General features: G+C 71.4%; 14 protein-coding genes. 5 read left to right on the top strand and 9 right to left on the bottom strand.

Going from position 1 to position 16,887, the window contains the following annotated elements:
* Positions 1 to 99 precede the first annotated feature (99 nt).
* The 3 genes from E8M80_RS20135 to E8M80_RS20125 form a co-directional block, all read right to left on the bottom strand.
* Entirely contained in the window at positions 100 to 1,071 is a 972-nt protein-coding gene (locus E8M80_RS20135; protein ID WP_137127514.1) for an NAD-dependent epimerase/dehydratase family protein, read from the bottom strand.
* Entirely contained in the window at positions 1,068 to 1,625 is a 558-nt protein-coding gene (locus tag E8M80_RS20130) for an SIS domain-containing protein (RefSeq protein ID WP_137127513.1), read from the bottom strand. Before E8M80_RS20130 ends, E8M80_RS20135 begins: the two co-directional genes overlap by 4 nt.
* 89 nt (positions 1,626 to 1,714) lie before the next feature.
* Positions 1,715 to 2,599, bottom strand: coding sequence for a LysR substrate-binding domain-containing protein (locus tag E8M80_RS20125; protein WP_137127512.1), 885 nt, complete (start codon positions 2,597 to 2,599; stop codon positions 1,715 to 1,717).
* 119 nt (positions 2,600 to 2,718) lie between these two features.
* Here E8M80_RS20125 and E8M80_RS20120 point away from each other — a divergent pair, with 119 nt between their 5' ends.
* Positions 2,719 to 2,949, top strand: a complete 231-nt coding sequence (locus E8M80_RS20120; protein WP_137127511.1) for a DUF1127 domain-containing protein — start codon at positions 2,719 to 2,721, stop codon at positions 2,947 to 2,949.
* 8 nt (positions 2,950 to 2,957) lie between these two features.
* Here the strand turns inward: E8M80_RS20120 and cysE are convergent, their stop codons facing one another.
* Together cysE and E8M80_RS20110 are read right to left on the bottom strand one after the other, a co-directional pair.
* Positions 2,958 to 3,611 carry a serine O-acetyltransferase gene (gene cysE, locus E8M80_RS20115; RefSeq protein ID WP_137127510.1) on the bottom strand — a complete coding sequence of 218 codons (654 nt, stop codon included), beginning with the start codon at positions 3,609 to 3,611 and terminating at the stop codon, positions 2,958 to 2,960.
* 17 nt (positions 3,612 to 3,628) lie between these two features.
* On the bottom strand, positions 3,629 to 4,651 hold the full coding sequence (locus tag E8M80_RS20110; protein WP_137127509.1) for a cysteine synthase A: 1,023 nt from the start codon (positions 4,649 to 4,651) through the stop codon (positions 3,629 to 3,631).
* A 207-nt stretch (positions 4,652 to 4,858) separates the two neighbouring features.
* Here E8M80_RS20110 and E8M80_RS20105 point away from each other — a divergent pair, with 207 nt between their 5' ends.
* The 4 genes from E8M80_RS20105 to E8M80_RS20090 all read left to right on the top strand — a co-directional run bounded on the left by E8M80_RS20105 (position 4,859) and on the right by E8M80_RS20090 (position 11,222).
* The gene (locus tag E8M80_RS20105; RefSeq protein WP_137127508.1) at positions 4,859 to 5,596 is read left to right on the top strand and encodes an ImuA family protein; all 738 of its coding nucleotides are present in this window, start codon (positions 4,859 to 4,861) and stop codon (positions 5,594 to 5,596) included.
* A 257-nt stretch (positions 5,597 to 5,853) separates the two neighbouring features.
* Positions 5,854 to 7,332, top strand: a complete 1,479-nt coding sequence (locus E8M80_RS20100; protein WP_170979525.1) for a DNA polymerase Y family protein — start codon at positions 5,854 to 5,856, stop codon at positions 7,330 to 7,332.
* Positions 7,333 to 7,363: 31 nt separating this feature from the next.
* On the top strand, positions 7,364 to 10,591 hold the full coding sequence (locus E8M80_RS20095; protein WP_137127506.1) for an error-prone DNA polymerase: 3,228 nt from the start codon (positions 7,364 to 7,366) through the stop codon (positions 10,589 to 10,591).
* A gap of 166 nt (positions 10,592 to 10,757) precedes the next feature.
* Complete coding sequence (locus E8M80_RS20090) at positions 10,758 to 11,222, top strand: hypothetical protein (protein ID WP_137127505.1); 465 nt, start codon at positions 10,758 to 10,760, stop codon at positions 11,220 to 11,222.
* Here E8M80_RS20090 and E8M80_RS20085 read toward each other — a convergent pair.
* From E8M80_RS20085 to E8M80_RS20070, 4 genes are all read right to left on the bottom strand, one after another.
* Positions 11,182 to 13,191 carry a biotin carboxylase N-terminal domain-containing protein gene (locus E8M80_RS20085; RefSeq protein WP_137127504.1) on the bottom strand — a complete coding sequence of 670 codons (2,010 nt, stop codon included), beginning with the start codon at positions 13,189 to 13,191 and terminating at the stop codon, positions 11,182 to 11,184. The genes E8M80_RS20090 and E8M80_RS20085 overlap by 41 nt on opposite strands.
* Positions 13,191 to 14,801, bottom strand: coding sequence for a carboxyl transferase domain-containing protein (locus E8M80_RS20080; protein WP_240790133.1), 1,611 nt, complete (start codon positions 14,799 to 14,801; stop codon positions 13,191 to 13,193). Before E8M80_RS20080 ends, E8M80_RS20085 begins: the two co-directional genes overlap by 1 nt.
* Positions 14,798 to 15,970 carry an isovaleryl-CoA dehydrogenase gene (locus E8M80_RS20075; RefSeq protein ID WP_137127503.1) on the bottom strand — a complete coding sequence of 391 codons (1,173 nt, stop codon included), beginning with the start codon at positions 15,968 to 15,970 and terminating at the stop codon, positions 14,798 to 14,800. The genes E8M80_RS20080 and E8M80_RS20075 overlap by 4 nt, the downstream gene beginning before the upstream one ends.
* A gap of 69 nt (positions 15,971 to 16,039) precedes the next feature.
* A complete protein-coding gene (locus E8M80_RS20070) occupies positions 16,040 to 16,780 on the bottom strand; it encodes a glycerophosphodiester phosphodiesterase family protein (protein ID WP_137127502.1) in 741 nt (246 codons plus the stop codon).
* Positions 16,781 to 16,887: the final 107 nt, after the last annotated feature.

Genomic DNA, 16,887 nt, shown 5'->3' with positions numbered 1-16,887 from the left:
GCTTTCGCAGCGGGCCGACGACACTACCGACATCCCGGCAACCCGTCAACCCCCCGCATCAGCGGCGTGACGGGCTTCTAGGCCCAGCAGGAAAACGGGTCAAGCCCCACAAGGCCAGGAAATGAACCAATCGGCAAACCGCGGGATTCCGGCCTCGATCGGAGTGCTCGGAACGAAACCGCACAGCGCGTGGATGGCGTCGATATCCGCGAATGTCTCCTCGACATCCGTCGCCGGCCGGGGGGCATCCACCACCACGGCGCGGCGCCCGAGCGCATCCTCCAGGACCCCAAGGAAACGCCGCACTTCCTCGCTGCGATGGTTCCCGATGTTGAGCAGCCTCGGCGCCGCCCCGTCTGCCGGCCGATCGAGGCACCCCAACACGCCGGCCGCGATATCCGTCACGAAGGTGAAGTCACGTTTCAGCCGTCCGCCTTCGTAGAGCGTGATCGGCCGTCCCTCCAGAATCGCCTCGGCGAACATCCATGGCGCCATGTCCGGCCGTCCCCACGGGCCATAGACGGTGAAGAACCGCAGCCCCGTCTGCGGCAGCCCGAACAGGTGGCCATACGCCTCGCTGATCAGCTCGCCGGACCGCTTCGTCGCGGCATAGAGCGATACCGGGTGGTCCACGCGGTCCGTCTCGGTAAACGGGAGCTTCCGGTTGCCGCCATAGACGGAGGATGAAGACGCATAGACCACGTGCTCCAGCCGCGGCAGGCGCCGCGCCGTTTCCAGCACCACGAGATGGCCCATCACATTCGCCTCGACATAGGCGAACGGGTCGACCAGGGAATGCCGCACCCCGGGCTGCGCCGCCATGTGCACAACCCGTGTTACTTCGGGGTGCTGCGACGCCAGGTCGAGCATGACGCCCCTGTCAGCGACATCGGCCTCCATGAAGGAAAACCCCTGCAGCGCTTCGAGTCGCGCGAGACGCGCCCGCTTCAGGCGCACGTCGTAGTAGGGCGTAAGGTTGTCGATGCCGATCACGCGGTCGCCGCGCGCCAGCAGGGCCTCGGCGACATGCATGCCGATGAAGCCCGCGACACCGGTCAGGAGGACAGTCATGGCCGGACCAGCCGATCCTCGAGAAGTTCCATGACTGCGTGGCCGAGCGCGATGTGGGCCTCCTGGATCCTCGCGGTCTCGGCGCTCGGGACCAGCAGGACATGGTCGCACAGCGCCTTGGCCGGCCCGCCATCGCCGCCGAGCAGGCCGACCGTTACGATCCCCATCGCGCGGGCGGTCTCCAACGCTTTGATCACATTGGGCGACCGACCGCTCGTCGTGATGCCGAACAGCACGTCGCCCGCACGCCCCAGCCCCGAGAGCGGCCGCGCGAACACCTGATCGAAGCCATAGTCGTTGCCGCCCGCGGTCAGTACCGCAGGGTCAAGCGTCAGGGCGATCGCGGGCCAGGACGGCCGCTCCACGCTCGAACGCAGCCGTACCAGCAATTCGGTCGCGAGGTGCTGGGCATCAGCCGCGCTGCCGCCATTGCCGCAGAAGAACAGACGCCCGCCGGCGCGGATCGACGCCTCGCAGGCGGTCACCACCCCGATCAGGGCGGGCGCGGCCTCGGTCGCGAGGCGACGGCGCAGCGCAGCGCCATCCTCCATCATCGCCGCGAAGCGGGCAGCCTCCGTTACCACCACTGTCCACCGTCATCTTTCCGAGCGCCTGGGGCAGATCGCACGGCGGCTTTCCCGGCTCAAGCCTGCGTGACGGCCGCCGCGGCGAAGCCGTCCCGGATCGCCTCCGCCAACGTCTCGACCACGGGCCCGCCAGGCGTTCCCTTGACCAGGATGATCGAGAAATCCGGCAGCGGCGGCATCCCCTCCTCGGGCCCCAGGAACCGCAGCCCCGATGGCAGCGGCCCTGGCAGGCCGATCGTCACCGCCAGGCCGGCGAGCGCCGGCGCCAGCGTGCCCGCCTGGGAGGTGCTGGTATAGGCAACTCGCCAGGGCATGCCCGCGGCATCCAGCGCACGGACCGCCGCGCGGTGCCAGACGCAGCGCGGCTGCGCTGTCGCCAGCGGCATGGGCGAGCGCCGGTGCGTGGCATGTGCGGCGGACCCGATCCAGCGCAGCCCCGCCTGCCACAGCGACTGCCCGACCATGCCCGGTCGCTCGTTGCCGGCCGAGAGCAGCGTCAGGTCGATCTCGTCCCGCTCGAGGCGATCCACCAACTCGTTCGACGGCGCGCAGGTCACGACCACCTCGACCGCCGGATGCACCTCCGCGAAGCGGGCCAGGATCCCGGGCAGCCAGCGCAGCGCGTAGTCGTCGGGCGTGCCGAGCCGCACCATCCCGGACACCGCCGGCGCCCGGAAGGTCGCGACGATCTCGTCATGCATCGCGAGCAAACGCTTCGCCCGCTCGAGCAGCCAGGCGCCATGCGGCGTCGCCTCCACCCCGCGGGGACCGCGCAGCAGCAGCGGCTGCCCAAGCGTCTCCTCGAGCCGTCGGATCTGCATGGAGACGGCGGATTGCGTGCGCCCGACGGCATGCGCCGCGCGCGTGAAGGAACCGCCCTCGGCGATCAGGACAAACGAGCGCAGCAGGTCGGGGTCCAGCCCCGGCGGTATGGCCAGCATGACGATGCCCTCCGCCCGATAGATCAATTATGCTGATGTTTATCGTCAAGCGATTTCGTTTTTCTGATGCTGCGCCTGCTGCCAAGGTCCCGTCCCGGCGCAACCAGAGGACCGCCAACATGACGACCCGCAGCCTTCCCGCATCCCCCACCCCCGCGATCCGGACGCGCGACCTGCATGGCGCCGCCTGGCTCGATTGGCTGCGCCGCGCCCTCCACGCCGTCGAGAGCCGCCGCCAGCTGGCGCAGATGGACCGGCGCATGCTGGCCGATATCGGCATCAGCCGGGCCGAGGCGCTCGAGGAAGCCGCGCGCGCGCCCTGGGACCTGACGCCGCGCGGGCGGCGCTGACAGAAGGGTCAGCGGGTCGTCTCGGGCTGACGTTCCAGTTCAGCGACCCGTGCCCGCAGGGCGGCGAGTTCCGAGCGCATCGCGGACAGCTGCTCGCCCACGGGATCATCCTCGGGATGGGTGATGCCATAGCCGACGGTCGGGTCGATGCAGATCGAGCCGGCCGGCGGCTTCGCCGGGATGCCGACCACGGTGCAGTTGGGCGGGACGTCCTTCGTCACGACGGCATTGGCGCCGATCCGCGCCCCGTGGCCGACTGTGATCGGCCCGAGCACCTGCGCCCCGGCCCCGATGGCCACCTCGTTCCCGATGGTGGGGTGCCGCTTGCCTGGCTGGCCGGACAGCCCGCCGAGGGTCACGCCGTGATAGATCAACACGTCGTCGCCGATCTCGGCCGTCTCCCCGATCACCACGCCCATGCCGTGGTCGATGAAGAGCCGCCGGCCGATCGTGGCGCCGGGATGGATCTCGATGCCGGTCAGGAAGCGGCAGAGATGGGAGGCGAAGCGCGCCAGCCCCCTCAGCCCCAGGCGCCAGAGCCGGTGCGCCAGACGATGCCACAGCACCGCATGCAGGCCCGCGTAGCAGAGGATCGCCTCCGGCCAGGACGGCCGGGCCGGATCCCGGCTGCGGATGGTGCGGGCAAGATCGATCACTTCCATGGGGAAGCCTCGGCGGTTCAGGCCAGCCAGGGCGGCACGGGCAGGCCCTTGCCGCGCAGGAAGTCCGGGTTGAACAGCTTGGACTGGTAGCGCGCGCCGCCGTCGCACAGGATCGTGACCACCCGGTGCCCGGGCCCGAGGGCCTTCGCGACCTTGATCGCGGCCGCGACATTGATGCCGGCCGAGCCGCCGATCGAGATGCCCTCGTGGATCTGCAGGTCGAAGACCTGCTCGAGCGCCTCCTCGTCCGTGACCTGCACGGCGTCGTCGATCAGCGCGCGGTCGGGCTCGAGGTTGCCCGGCACGCGCGCCGCCTGGCCGATGCCCTCGGTGATGGAGTTGCCCTCGGCCTTCAGCGTGCCGGTCTTCACCCAGGAATACAGCGCGCTGCCCATCGGGTCGGCCAGCACGATGCGCGCACCCGGCTTGCGCGCCTTCAACGCGCGCGCCACGCCGGCCAGCGTGCCGCCGGTGCCGCAGGAACAGGTGAAGGCGTCGACGCGGCCATCCGTCTGCGTCCAGATCTCGGGGCCGGTCGTCGCCTCATGCGCGTCGCGGTTGGCCGTGTTGTCGAACTGGTTGGCGTGAACGGCGCCCATCTCCTCCGCCAGGCGGCGGCTGAAATGGACGTAGTTGCCGGGGTCGGAATAGGGCTTGGCCGGGATGAGGCGAAGATCGGCACCGATCATGCGCAGGAAGTCGATCTTCTCGCGGCTCTGCGTCTCGGGCACCACGATCACGGCGCGGTAGCCGCGCGCATTGGCGACCAGCGTGATGCCGATGCCGGTATTGCCCGCCGTGCCCTCGACGATGGTGCCGGGCTGGCCGGGCGTGAGCAGGCCACGCTTCTCGGCATCGAGGATGATGCCGAGCCCGGCGCGGTCCTTCACCGACCCGCCGGGGTTCATGAACTCCGCCTTGCCGAGGATGTCGCAACCCGTCGCCTCGCTCGCGCGCCGCAGGCGGATCAGCGGCGTGTTGCCGACCGCACCTTCGAAGCCATCCACGATGCCGGGGCTGGGGTGCGGGGCTGCGTCCATGGTCGGGCGTTCCTTGCGTCTCGGCTGATGATGGTCGGCCGCCGAGGGGGGCGGGACAAGGGGAGGGGAACCCTTTCTCCCGGAACACCCGGTCACAGAAAACCTTGGCTTACGTATGCCTGTCGGGGCGATGCCTTCCACGCGTCTTGACCTTTGGCCCGCCAACACGAGAACATAAAGCGAACATCAGCGGCCCCTGCCCCGGCCATGCCCGCCCCCCCGACCCCACCTCCGCTCGACCGTCCCGCCCTGCTCTCCGCGCTGCGCGCCCGCATCGCGCGCCTGGAGCGCGCCGGGGCGGCCGGGGCCCTGGCCAGCCGGGGGGAGGATGCCGTCCCGCTCGCCCCCGCCATCGACCAGGCCCTGCCCTGGGGCGGCCTGCCGCGCGCCGCGCTGCACGAGATCCTGGCCACCGAACCGGGTGCGGCCGCGGGCTTCGCCGCGCTTATCCTGGCCCGCGCAGGCGGCACGGTGCTGTGGATCGCGCCGGATCCGGATGCCTGGCCGCCAGGGCTGGCCCGATTCGGCCTCTCCCCCGCGCAACTCGTGCTGGTGCGGGCGGCCCGGCAACAGGACGCGCTCTGGGCGATGGAGGAGACATTGCGCTGCCCGGCCGTCGGCGCCGCGCTTCTCGTCGCCGGGGAACTCGACCTGACGGCAGCCCGCCGCCTGCAACTCGCGGCCGAATCGGGCGGCGTGCTCGGCCTCCTGCTCCGCCCCGATGCGGATGGCGCCGCCCCGACCGCAGCGCTGACACGCTGGCGCATCGGCTCAGATCTATCCGACAGCGACAGCCCGCACGCCATCGGCGACCCGGCCTGGAGCCTCGACCTGCTGCGCTGTCGCGGCGGCCGCCCCGCGACCTGGCGCGCCACCTGGCACGGCGACCGGCTGCTGACCGAGGGCGGGACAGGCACGGCCGACGCGGCACGGAGGCGGGCATGAGGCGGCGATGCTGCAGGCCGCCGCGGATGGGGCGCGTGCCGGGGGGCCAGCCCCCCGATCCCCCCGCCGGGAGGCAGAAGCCTCCCGGCCCCTCGATTCCGTGGGAGCCAAGCGAGGAAGAGGCAAGGCCCGCCTGTCATGCCGCGGGCGCCCGCGAGCCCCTCCCTCTCCTGGCCCCGTTGGCCGTGGGGTCCGGGGAGGCCGCAGCCTCCCCGGCGGGGGTCCAGGGGGCGGCGCCCCCTGGCAGGCCCCCCCATGTGCGGCGCCGCATCCTCGCCCTCCTCCTGCCCCGCCTGCCGGTCGAGCGCCTGCGCCGCCCGGGCCCTGTCGCCGTATGGGCGCAACGTGGCGCGCGGCGGGTCGTGACCTCGGCCAGTGCCGAGGCCGAGGCGGCCGGGCTGCGCGTGGGCCAGGCTCTGGCAGATGCGCAGGCGATCCTGCCCGGGGTGATTCTTGTGGCGGAGGATCCGGCCAGCGATGCCGCGGCGCTGGAGCGCCTCGCGTTGTGGTGCCTGCGCTTCACGCCGCAGGTGGGAATGGAGGGTGGCGATGGGTTGCTGCTCGACATCACGGGGGTGGAGCATCTGTTCGGCGGCGAGGCGGCCTTGCGGACGGAGGTGTTGGCGCGGCTCGCGCGGTTCGGGCTGACGGCGCGGGGGGCAGTGGCCGGGGCGGCCGGCACGGCCCTGGCGCTGGTGCGGGCGGGCCGGGGCGGCTGCGTCGCGACAGGGCAGGAGGCGGCAGCGGTGGCGCCGCTGTCGCTCGCCGCGCTGCGGCTGGACCGGGGGCTGGTGAGCGCCTTGCAGGGGCTCGGCCTGCGCGATCTCGGCAGCGTCGCGGCCCAGCCGCGGGCCGGCCTGGTGCGGCGCTTCGGCGCGGGCCTGGCGCGCGCACTGGATGAGGCAATGGGGCATGCGACGCGACCGATCTCGCCCATCCGCCCGCCGCCGGAGATGGCCGTGGCGCGGGACTTCGCCGACCCGGTGGTGACGCGGGAGGGAATCGAGGCAGCACTCGGCCTGCTGCTGGAGGATCTGTGCCGCGCGCTGCGGGAAGCCGGACGCGGCGCGCGGCGGATGCTGCTGCGCGCGCACCGTGTCGATGGCGCGGTGCAGGAGGTCGCGATCGGCACGGGGCTCCCGACGCGCGACCCGAAGCACCTGGCGCGGCTGTTCCGCGGCAGGCTCGAGCAGTTGGAGCCGGACTGCGGCTACGACCGGATCGCGCTGGAGGCGCCCGCGACCGATCCGCTGACGGGGCTGCAGGACGGCTTGGGCACGGCGGGGCGCACGGCGCGACGGGAGGAACTGGCGCAGTTGCTCGATCGCCTGTCGCAGCGCCTGCCGGTCTGGCGCCTGGCGCCGCAGGCATCGCATTGGCCGGAACGCGGGGTGCGGCGCATCGGCCCTTTCGATGAGGCAGAGGGCTTCGAGGGCTGGGCCGCGCAGCCCCGTCCGGCGCGTCTGCTGCGCCGCCCGCCCTTCATCGGCGCCATCGCGCTGCTGCCGGATGCGCCGCCTTCCCTGCTGCGGATCGGGCGGGATTCGCATCGCGTGGTCCGCGCCGAGGGGCCGGAACGCTTCGAGCCGGAATGGTGGCGCGACAGGCCGGACCGCAGGCTGCGCGACTACTACCGGGTGGAACTGGCGTCCGGCGCGCGGCTCTGGGTGTGCCGGATCGGCCTGGCGCAGCCCGGCGAGGACATCCGCTGGGCCCTGCACGGGCATTTCGCATGACGGGGGGAGCACGGCGGCGGGCCGGCAGGCCATGAGCGGCTTCGCCGAACTCGGCGCGCTGACCAATTTCTGCTTCCTGGAAGGGGCGTCGCATCCGCATGAGATCGTGCGCACCGCCCATGCGCTGGGCCACGCCGCGGTTGGGGTGGCGGACCGCAATTCCTTCGCCGGCGTGGTGCGCGCGCATGTTGCGGCCAGGGAGGCGGGGCTGCGCTTCCTGCCCGGCGTGCGGCTCGCGCTGGAGGACGGCGCGGAATACCTCGCCTGGCCGGCCGACCGCACGGCATGGGGGCGGCTCACGCGGATGCTCTCGGAGGCGCGGCTCGCCTCGCCCAAGGGGGAATGCCGCATCGGGCGGGAGGCGCTGGCCGGCGCGGCCGAGGGCAGCGTGCTGGCGCGCGTGGCGCCTGACGTGCCGGATGCGGCGTTCGCCGCATGTTTGCGGCGCGACATGGCGGCGCTGCGCAAGGGGCTTGCGCTGCCGCTCTGTATCGCCGTCGCCCATCGCTACGGCGGCGACGACCGGCGGCGCCTCGATGCCTTGGCCACGATCGGCGCTCCGCTGCTGGCGGCCGGAGGCGCGCGCTTCCACGTCGCGGCGCGGCGGCGGATCGCCGATGTGCTGACGGCGATCCGGCTGCGGACCACGGTCGATGCACTGGGCCTGGCCGCCGCGCCGAATGCCGAGGCGCATCTGAAGCCCGAGGCGGAGATGCGCCGGCTGTTTGCCGGCCATCCCGAAGCCATCGACAACACGGGCCGCGTGGTCGCGGCCTGCGGCTTCTCGCTCGACCAGCTGCGCTACGAATATCCCGAGGAGATCCTCGAGCCCGGGCTGAGCCCGCAGCAGACGCTCGAGAAGCGCGTGGCGGAGGCGCTCGTGCAACGCTGGCCGCAGGGCGCCTCGGCCAAGCTGCGCGGGCTGATCGCGCATGAGATGACGCTGGTGCGCGAGCTGAACTACGCGCCATATTTCCTCACGGTGCACGAGATCGTCCGCTTCGCGCGGTCGAAGGGCATCCTCTGCCAGGGGCGCGGATCTGCGGCGAATTCGGCGATCTGCTACGTGCTCGGCATCACCGCGGCGGATGTCGACACCCACGACCTGCTGTTCGAGCGCTTCATCTCGGCCGCTCGCGACGAGCCACCCGACATCGACGTGGATTTCGAGCATGAGCGACGCGAGGAGGTCATCCAGCACATCTACGAACGCTACGGGCGCGACCGCGCGGCGATCTGCGCGACGCTGACCCGCTTCCGCCAGCGCAGTGCGATTCGGGAGGTGGGCAAGGCGCTGGGACTGACGGAGGATATCACGGCGGGCCTCGCGCGCGCTTCCTGGGGTCCGCGCGGCGATCGCGACATGGCTGAGGTCGCGGCCGAGCGCGGGCTGGATGCTGAGGCCGACCCGCGCCTCGCGATGGCGATCGATCTGGCGGACGAGATCCAGGACTTCCCGCGCCATCTCTCGACCCATGTCGGCGGCTTCGTCATCACCAAGGGGCCGCTGGTCGACCTCGCGGTGGTGAAGCAGGCTGCGATGGACGGGCGCACCACCCTCGAATGGGACAAGGACGACATCGAGGCGCTGCGCATCCTGAAGGTGGATGTGCTCGGCCTCGGCATGCTGAGCTGCCTGCGCCGCGGCTTCGACCTGATCGAGAAGCACCACGGGCGGCGCCTCGCGCTCGAGGACCTGCCGCCGGACGACCCGCGCGTCTATGCCATGCTGCGGCGCGCGGATGCCGTCGGCGTCTTCCAGGTGGAAAGCCGGGCACAGATGAACATGCTGCCGCGGCTTCGGCCCGTGAAGTTCTACGACCTGGTGGTGCAGGTCGCGATCGTGCGCCCGGGCCCGATCCAGGGCGACATGGTGCATCCCTACCTGCGCCGCCGCTCGGGGGAGGAGCCGGTGGACCTACCCGGCCCGGCGCCGGAACACGGCCCCCCGGACGAGCTCGCCCAGGTGCTGCGCCATACTTTCGGAGTGCCGCTGTTCCAGGAACAGGCGATGCGGATCGCCATCGTCGCGGCGAAGTTCACCCCGACCGAGGCCGATGCGCTGCGCCGCGCCATGGCGACCTTCCGCTTCGAGGGCAAGGTCGCGGCATTCCGGGAGAAGTTCGTCAGCGGGATGACGCGGCGCGGCTACGCGCAGGACTTTGCCGAGCGCTGCTTCCACCAGATCGAAGGCTTCGGCACCTACGGCTTCCCGGAAAGCCACGCCATGTCCTTCGCGCTGCTGGTCTATGCGAGCGCCTGGGTGAAGTGCCACCACCCCGCGGTCTTCGCGACCGCGCTGCTGAACAGCCAGCCCATGGGCTTCTACGCGCCGGCTCAGATCGTGCGCGACGCGAGGGAACACCGCGTCGCGGTGCGCGAGGCCGATGTGGCCGCAAGCGACTGGGACTGCACCTTGGAAGCCGACCAGCGCAGCACGGAGGGGCTCGCGATCAGGCTCGGCCTGCGTCTGGTCTCGGGGTTGGGGGAGGAAGCGGCAGGGCGCATCGCCGCGGCGCGGGCGGAAGCACCCTTCGCGTCTATCGCCGATCTCGCGCGGCGCGCCCGGCTCGATCGCAGCGCGCTCGAAGCCTTGGCGCAGGCGGATGCCTTCCGGGGCCTCGGGCGGGACCGGCGGTCCGCGCTGTGGGATGCCGCGGCGCTCTCCGGCCCGGCCCCGTCCCTCGCCGCCGCCGAGGGGCACGAAGCGGCGCCGCGCCTGCCGCGTGCGACGGCGGGCGAGCAGACGGTGCTGGACTACGCCGGCACCGGGCTGACACTGCGCGCCCATCCGCTGGCGTTGCTGCGCCCGCGGCTCGATGCGCTGGGGCTTGCCGACACGCGCGCGCTGAACCGCGCGCCGCAGGGGCGCCGCCTGCGCCTGCCCGGCCTGGTGCTGGTGCGCCAGCGCCCCGGCAGCGCCAAGGGCGTGGTCTTCTTCACGGTGGAGGACGAGCACGGCATCGCCAACCTCGTGATGTATCCAGACATCGCGGAACGCTTCCGCGCCGCCGTGGTCGCCGCCCGCCTGATCGTCGCCGAAGGCCGGGTGGAGCGGAACGAGACGTCGGAAGTGCCGATCATCCACCTGTTGATCGCGCGGGCGGAGGACCGGTCCGACCTGCTGGACGGGCTGCACCTGATGGAGGAAGCGCGATGGGAGACAGCCATGGCCCGGGCCGACGAGGTGCGCAGGCCCAACCCGCGGGACGATCCGCGCGCGCGGGTGCGGATGCCGGCGAGCCGGGATTTCCATTGAGCCGGGCCGGGCCGGCCCGCGCCAAACCACAGGACGCTGGCGCCCCCTTCACCTGACCCTGCCGGCGCAGAACGCGGCGACCGTAACGGGCTTATCCATCTTCGGGCTTTATTGCGAATCATTCTTATTTGCTGTACCCCGAAATGCAACAGCACGAGGAGCCCGCATGGCGACGCACGGACTGCCCGACTGGCCCTGGAGCGGCGCGCCGGCCGACGACCTGCCCGCAGCCGAGCGCCTGCTGCTCGACACCATCCGGACCTGGCATGCGGCGGCGCGCGCCGGCGCGGCGCCGCTCCCGGCGACACGCCTGACCCTCGCGGCCGGGGATGCGGGCAGCGCCGCCATTCCGCTCGATGCCATGCTGCGCGCGGCGCCGGCCGCCGTCGGCTGCCCACTTTGCCCACGCGTCGCGCCGTCAGAAGCCGGCCTCCTGCTGGCCTGCGCACTGGCCCAGCGCGGCGCACGCAGCGAGGCACTGGCCGCATTGCTGCGCCTGCTGCCGCTGGGCGCCGCCTATGCCGCCATGCCGGCGGCGATCCATCTCGGCTGCGCGCTAAGCCGTGCCGGATTGCTGCTGCGCCACCCGCTCAGGGAGGCGATGCGTCCCCGTCCAGCGGCGCGAGGGTGACGATCTCCGTCCCTTCCTCGACGCTGTCCCCGGCCGCGCAGCCGACATGCGCGACGACGCCATCCGCCGGCGCGGCGATGCGCAACTCGGTCTTCATCGCCTCGAGGATCGCGACCACCTGCCCGCGCGCCACGCGGTCCCCGACCGCCACCAGCATCTGCACGACGCGTCCCGGAATGGGTGCGGAAAGCCGCCCCTCGGCCGCGGCCTCGCCACCCAGCGGCGCATGGGCGTCAAGCCGCGTGAGGACGTGGCGATCGTCGCCCCAGACGATCTCGATCGCATCACCATCCTGATTGTAGCGGATGCGGCGCTCCACGCCGCCGAGGACCACGCTCGGCCCATCCTCACGCCAGCGCGCGCCGACCTCGACGGCCGCGCCGCCATCGACGGCGATGCGCATCGTGCCACGATGCAGGGAGACCGCCGCCTCGCGGATCGTCGTGCCGTCACGCAGACGGAGCAACAGCGCGGCGGCGCCCTGCAAGCGCCAGCCATCCTTGCGATCCCAGGGCGAGGAGACGCCCCGGCGCAGCGCCTCCCCTGCCTCCTCGCCCCACCGCTGGACGAGATTCATGGCGACCGCGGCCGCGACCGCATCCACCGGCGCTGCCGTCGGCGCCGGGATCAGCGCGTCCCGGTGACGCGTGAGGAAACCGGTATCGAGCTCGGCCGCCCGCATCGCGGGATGCGCGACCAGGCGTTCCAGGAAACCGAGGTTGGTCACGAGGCCGCCGATCTCCGTCGCCGCCAGCGCGCCCTGCATGCGCGCCAGCGCGGCCGCGCGGTCCGGGCCCCAGGCCACGAGCTTAGCGATCATCGGATCATAGTGCGGCGTGATCGAATCCCCCCCCCGCACACCCGTGTCGACGCGCAGCTCCGCCGAGGTCGTCGGCTGCGCGAAGTGCCGAAGCCGCCCCGTGGCCGGGCGGAATTCCTGCGCGGGATCCTCGGCATAGAGCCGCACCTCGACCGCATGGCCGCGCGGCATCGGCGCGGCGTCCAGGGAAAGCGGCTCGCCGGACGCGATACGCAGCTGCCATTCGACCAGGTCGAGGCCGATGATCATCTCCGTCACCGGATGCTCGACCTGCAGGCGCGTGTTCATCTCCATGAAGAAGGCGTCCTCGCCCTCGACGATGAATTCCACCGTGCCGGCATTGACGTAGCCGACCGCCTGCGCAGCCGCGATCGCCGCGGTGTGCAGCCGTTCGCGCAGCGCGGGCGCCAGGTCCGGCGCCGGCGCTTCCTCCAGCACCTTCTGGTGGCGACGCTGCACGGAACAGTCCCGCGTGTGCAGGTGGATCGTGCGGCCATGGCTGTCGGCGAAGACCTGCACCTCGACGTGTCGGGGCTTCTGCAGGTAGCGCTCGAGCAGCATCCGGTCGTCGCCGAAGGCGGCCTTCGCCTCGCGCCGCGCACCCGCCAGTTCGTCAAGGAAGTCCGGCGCCGAAAGCACCGGGCGCATGCCCTTCCCGCCTCCGCCCGCACTCGCCTTGATCAGCACCGGGAAGCCGATGCGCGCCGCTTCGGCCGCAAGCCGCTGCGCGGACTGGTCTTCACCATGATAGCCGGGCACGACGGGCACGCCGGCCGCGACCATCAACGCCTTCGATTGCGCCTTGCTGCCCATGGCGCGGATGGCGGGCGCGGGCGGCCCCACAAAGGCGATGCCGGCGGCGGCGCATGCCTCCGCGAAATCGGCATTCTCGGAGAGAAACCCGTAGCCCGGATGGATCGCCTCCGCGCCGGCGGCACGCGCGACCTCGATGATCCTGTCCGCGCGAAGGTACGACTCGCGCGCAGGCGCCGGGCCAATGGGATGCGCCTCGTCGGCCATCGCGACGTGCAGCGCATCGGCGTCCGCCTCGCTGAACACGGCGATGCAGCGGAGGCCCATGCGCCGCGCGGTGCGGATGATGCGGCAGGCGATCTCGCCGCGATTGGCGATGAGAAGGCTGCGGAACATCACATGCGGAACACGCCGAAGCGTGTCTCCTCGACCGGCGCGTTCAGCGCCGCCGCCATGGCGAGGCCGAGCACGTCGCGCGTGTCGGCCGGGTCGATGATGCCGTCGTCCCACAGGCGCGCGGTGGCGTAGTAGGGATCCCCCTCGCGCTCGTACTTGTCGCGGATCGGGGCCTTGAATGCCTCCTCCGCCTCGGCGGGCCAGGCCTCCCCGCGCGCCTCGATGTTGTCGCGACGCAGCGTCGCGAGCACGCTCGCCGCCTGCTCCCCACCCATCACGGAAATGCGCGAGTTCGGCCAGGTGAACAGGAAGCGCGGCGAATAGGCACGCCCGCACATGCCGTAGTTGCCCGCGCCGAAGGACCCGCCGGTGATGACCGTGAATTTCGGCACGTTCGCGCAGGCGACGGCCGTGACAAGCTTCGCGCCGTCCTTCGCGATTCCGCCGGCCTCGTATTTCCGTCCCACCATGAAGCCCGCGATGTTCTGCAGGAACAGCAGTGGGATGCCGCGCTGGCAGCAGAGCTCGACGAAATGCGCGCCCTTCTGCGCGGATTCCGAGAACAGGATGCCGTTGTTCGCGAGGATCCCGACCGGCATCCCCCAGATGCGCGCGAAGCCGCACACCAGCGTCGTGCCGTATCGGTGCTTGAACTCGTCGAGCTCGGAGCCGTCGACGATGCGGGCGATGATCTCACGTGCCTCGACGGGCGTTCGGAGGTCCAGAGGGACGATGCCGTGCAACTCCGCCGGATCGTATCGCGGCGGCACGGCGCCCCGAAGGCCGGACGCTGCCTGCACAGGTGCGCCCAGGTTTCCCACGATCCGCCGCACCAGGCCAAGCGCGTGCATGTCGTCGGCCGCGAAGTGGTCGGCGACGCCCGAGAGACGCGTATGGACGTCTGCGCCGCCGAGATCCTCGGCGCTTACGACCTCTCCCGTCGCCGCCTTCACGAGCGGCGGTCCGCCGAGGAAGATCGTGCCCTGCTCGCGCACGATCACAGCTTCGTCACACATGGCGGGCACATAGGCGCCGCCGGCGGTGCAGGACCCCATGACGGCCGCCACCTGCGGGATGCCCGCCGCCGACATGCGCGCCTGATTGTAGAAAATTCGGCCGAAATGCTCGCGGTCCGGAAAAATCTCGTCCTGGTTCGGCAGGTTCGCGCCGCCGGAATCCACGAGGTAGATGCAGGGCAGGCGATTCTGCCAGGCGACCTCCTGCGCACGCAGGTGCTTCTTCACCGTGATGGGGAAATAGGTGCCGCCCTTTACTGTCGCGTCATTGGCGACGATCACGCATTCGCGCCCGGCAATGCGGCCGATTCCCGTGATGATGCCCGCGCCGGCGATATCGCCGCCATACATCCCGTGCGCCGCGAGCGGCGACAGTTCGAGGAAGGGTGCCCCCTGATCGAGTACCCGCTCGACCCGCTGCCGCGGCAGGAGCTTGCCGCGGGCGAGGTGCTTCTCCCGGGCCGATGCAGGACCGCCAGCGGCTGCGGTGTCGACCTCGGACGCAAGCCGGTCGAGCAGCGCGCGCATCGAACCCGCGTTCGCCCGGAACGAGTCCGAGCGCGGGTCAACCGAGGAAGCGAGCAGGTGGCTCACGCCGTCTCCTTGAACAGTTCGCGCCCGATCAGCATGCGGCGGATCTCACTGGTGCCGGCGCCGATCTCATAGAGCTTCGCATCGCGCAGCAGGCGTCCTGTCGCATTGTCGTTGATGTAGCCGTTGCCGCCCAGGATCTGGATCGCATCGAGCGAGGCCTTCGTCGCCGCCTCGGCCGCAAAGAGGATGGCGCCGGCGGCATCCTTGCGCGACGTCCGCCCCTGGTCGCAGGCGCGCGCCACGGCATAGACGTAGGCCCGGCAGGCGCTGAGCTGCGTGTACATGTCGGCCAGCTTCGCCTGGATCAGCTGGAACTCGCCGATTGCCTGCCCGAACTGCTTGCGCTCATGGACGTACGGCACGACGAGGTCGAGGCAGGCCTGCATGATGCCGATCGGCCCGGCGGCCAATACCGCGCGCTCATAGTCGAGGCCGGACATGAGCACGCGCACGCCGCCGCCCACCTGCCCAAGCACGTTCTCCTCCGGCACCTCGCAATCCTCGAAGACCAGTTCGCTGGTGGGCGAACCCCGCATACCGAGCTTGTCGAGCTTCTGCGCCGCTCGGAATCCCTTGAATCCGCGCTCGACGATGAAGGCGGTGATCCCCTTCGGCCCCGCATCGGGGTCGGTCTTGGCGTAGACCACCATCGTCTCGGCGTAGTGGGCATTGGTGATCCACATCTTCGTGCCGTTGAGCACGTACCGGTCGCCGCGCTTCTCCGCGCGCAGGCGCATCGAGACCACGTCGCTCCCCGCGCCCGGCTCGCTCATGGCGAGCGCGCCGAGATGTTCGCCGGAGATCAGTTTCGGCAGGTAGCGGCGCTTCTGCGCGTCGGTGCCGTTGCGCCGGATCTGGTTGACGCAGAGGTTGGAGTGCGCGCCGTAGGACAGCCCGACGGACGCCGAGGCGCGGCTCACCTCCTCCATCGCCACGCAATGGGCGACGTAGCCCATGTCGGCGCCGCCATGCTCCTCCTCGACCGTGATGCCATGCAGGCCAAGCGCGCCCATCTCCGGCCAGAGATGCCGGGGGAACTCGTCGGTCCGGTCGATCTCGGCAGCGATCGGCGCAATGCGCTCGGCCGCGAAGGACCGGACGCTGTCGCGCAACATGTCGACCTCGTCGCCGAGGCCGAAATCGAGCGTGGGGATCTGGTTCAGGGCCATGGCGTCTCCTCCCTGCCAGGATCGCCGGGACGCTTCCGCCTGCCAAGCGCATTTCGCGCCGGCAGGCCGTCAGCCGCGCAACCGGATCGCGAGGACCGGATCGTCGGTCGTGAGGACATCGACCCCCAATCCAAGTGCGCGACGGATCGACGCTTCTCGATCGGCGCCCCAGACCGAGATGCCCAGCCCCGCAGCCCGCAGAGCCGCACACCCCTCGGCATCGAGCGTCGCCTCGTGCAGGCCGATCTCCGGAAAACCGTAGCCTTGCGCCACGGCGACCGCCCCCCGGACGCCGAGCGCCCGCCAACTGCGGTCGTCGAGCAACCAGGCGACGCCAGCCAGCCCGCCGGCAGCCGCCGCTTCCGCCACGGTCGGAGCCGCGAAGGAGATGATCCAGGCGTCCCGCCGCATCCCCTTCCGATCCAGGGCGTCCAGGACACGCGGCACGAAACCTGGATAGGCGCGCCCCTGCCGGTCCGACTTGATCTCGATGCGGGGCGCGATGCCGGCGCCGTGAAGGATCCCGATGAGGTCATCGAGCATGGGCACGCGACGCGCCTCGCACCCGCGGACCCGGAGCCCGGCGAAGGCCGCGGTCGGCAGCGCATCGACGGGCCCGATGCCGTCGCTCATGCGGTCGAGCGTCGCATCGTGCATGATGACGGGATCGCCGTCGGCTGACGCATGGACGTCGCATTCGACCTGCTCGACCCCGAGACGTGACGATTCACGGAACGCCGTCAGACTGTTCTCGGGCCAGAGGAAGGATCCGCCCCGATGGCTGGCAATGGCTGTTCGGCTCGTGCCCATGGGACTCCACCTGGTGTTGCCGCTGGCAGTAACCTGCCGCAGGACTGCCGGGCCCGCCGGCACCCACCGCGCGGATGCCTACACTATCCTGCATTCTCGGCAACGGG

Source organism: Roseomonas sp. HF4 (assembly GCF_005222755.1).
Taxonomy (GTDB): domain Bacteria; phylum Pseudomonadota; class Alphaproteobacteria; order Acetobacterales; family Acetobacteraceae; genus Neoroseomonas.
The sequence above is the reverse complement of the archived record's forward strand: the minus strand, read 5'-3'. Positions and strand labels throughout refer to the sequence as shown.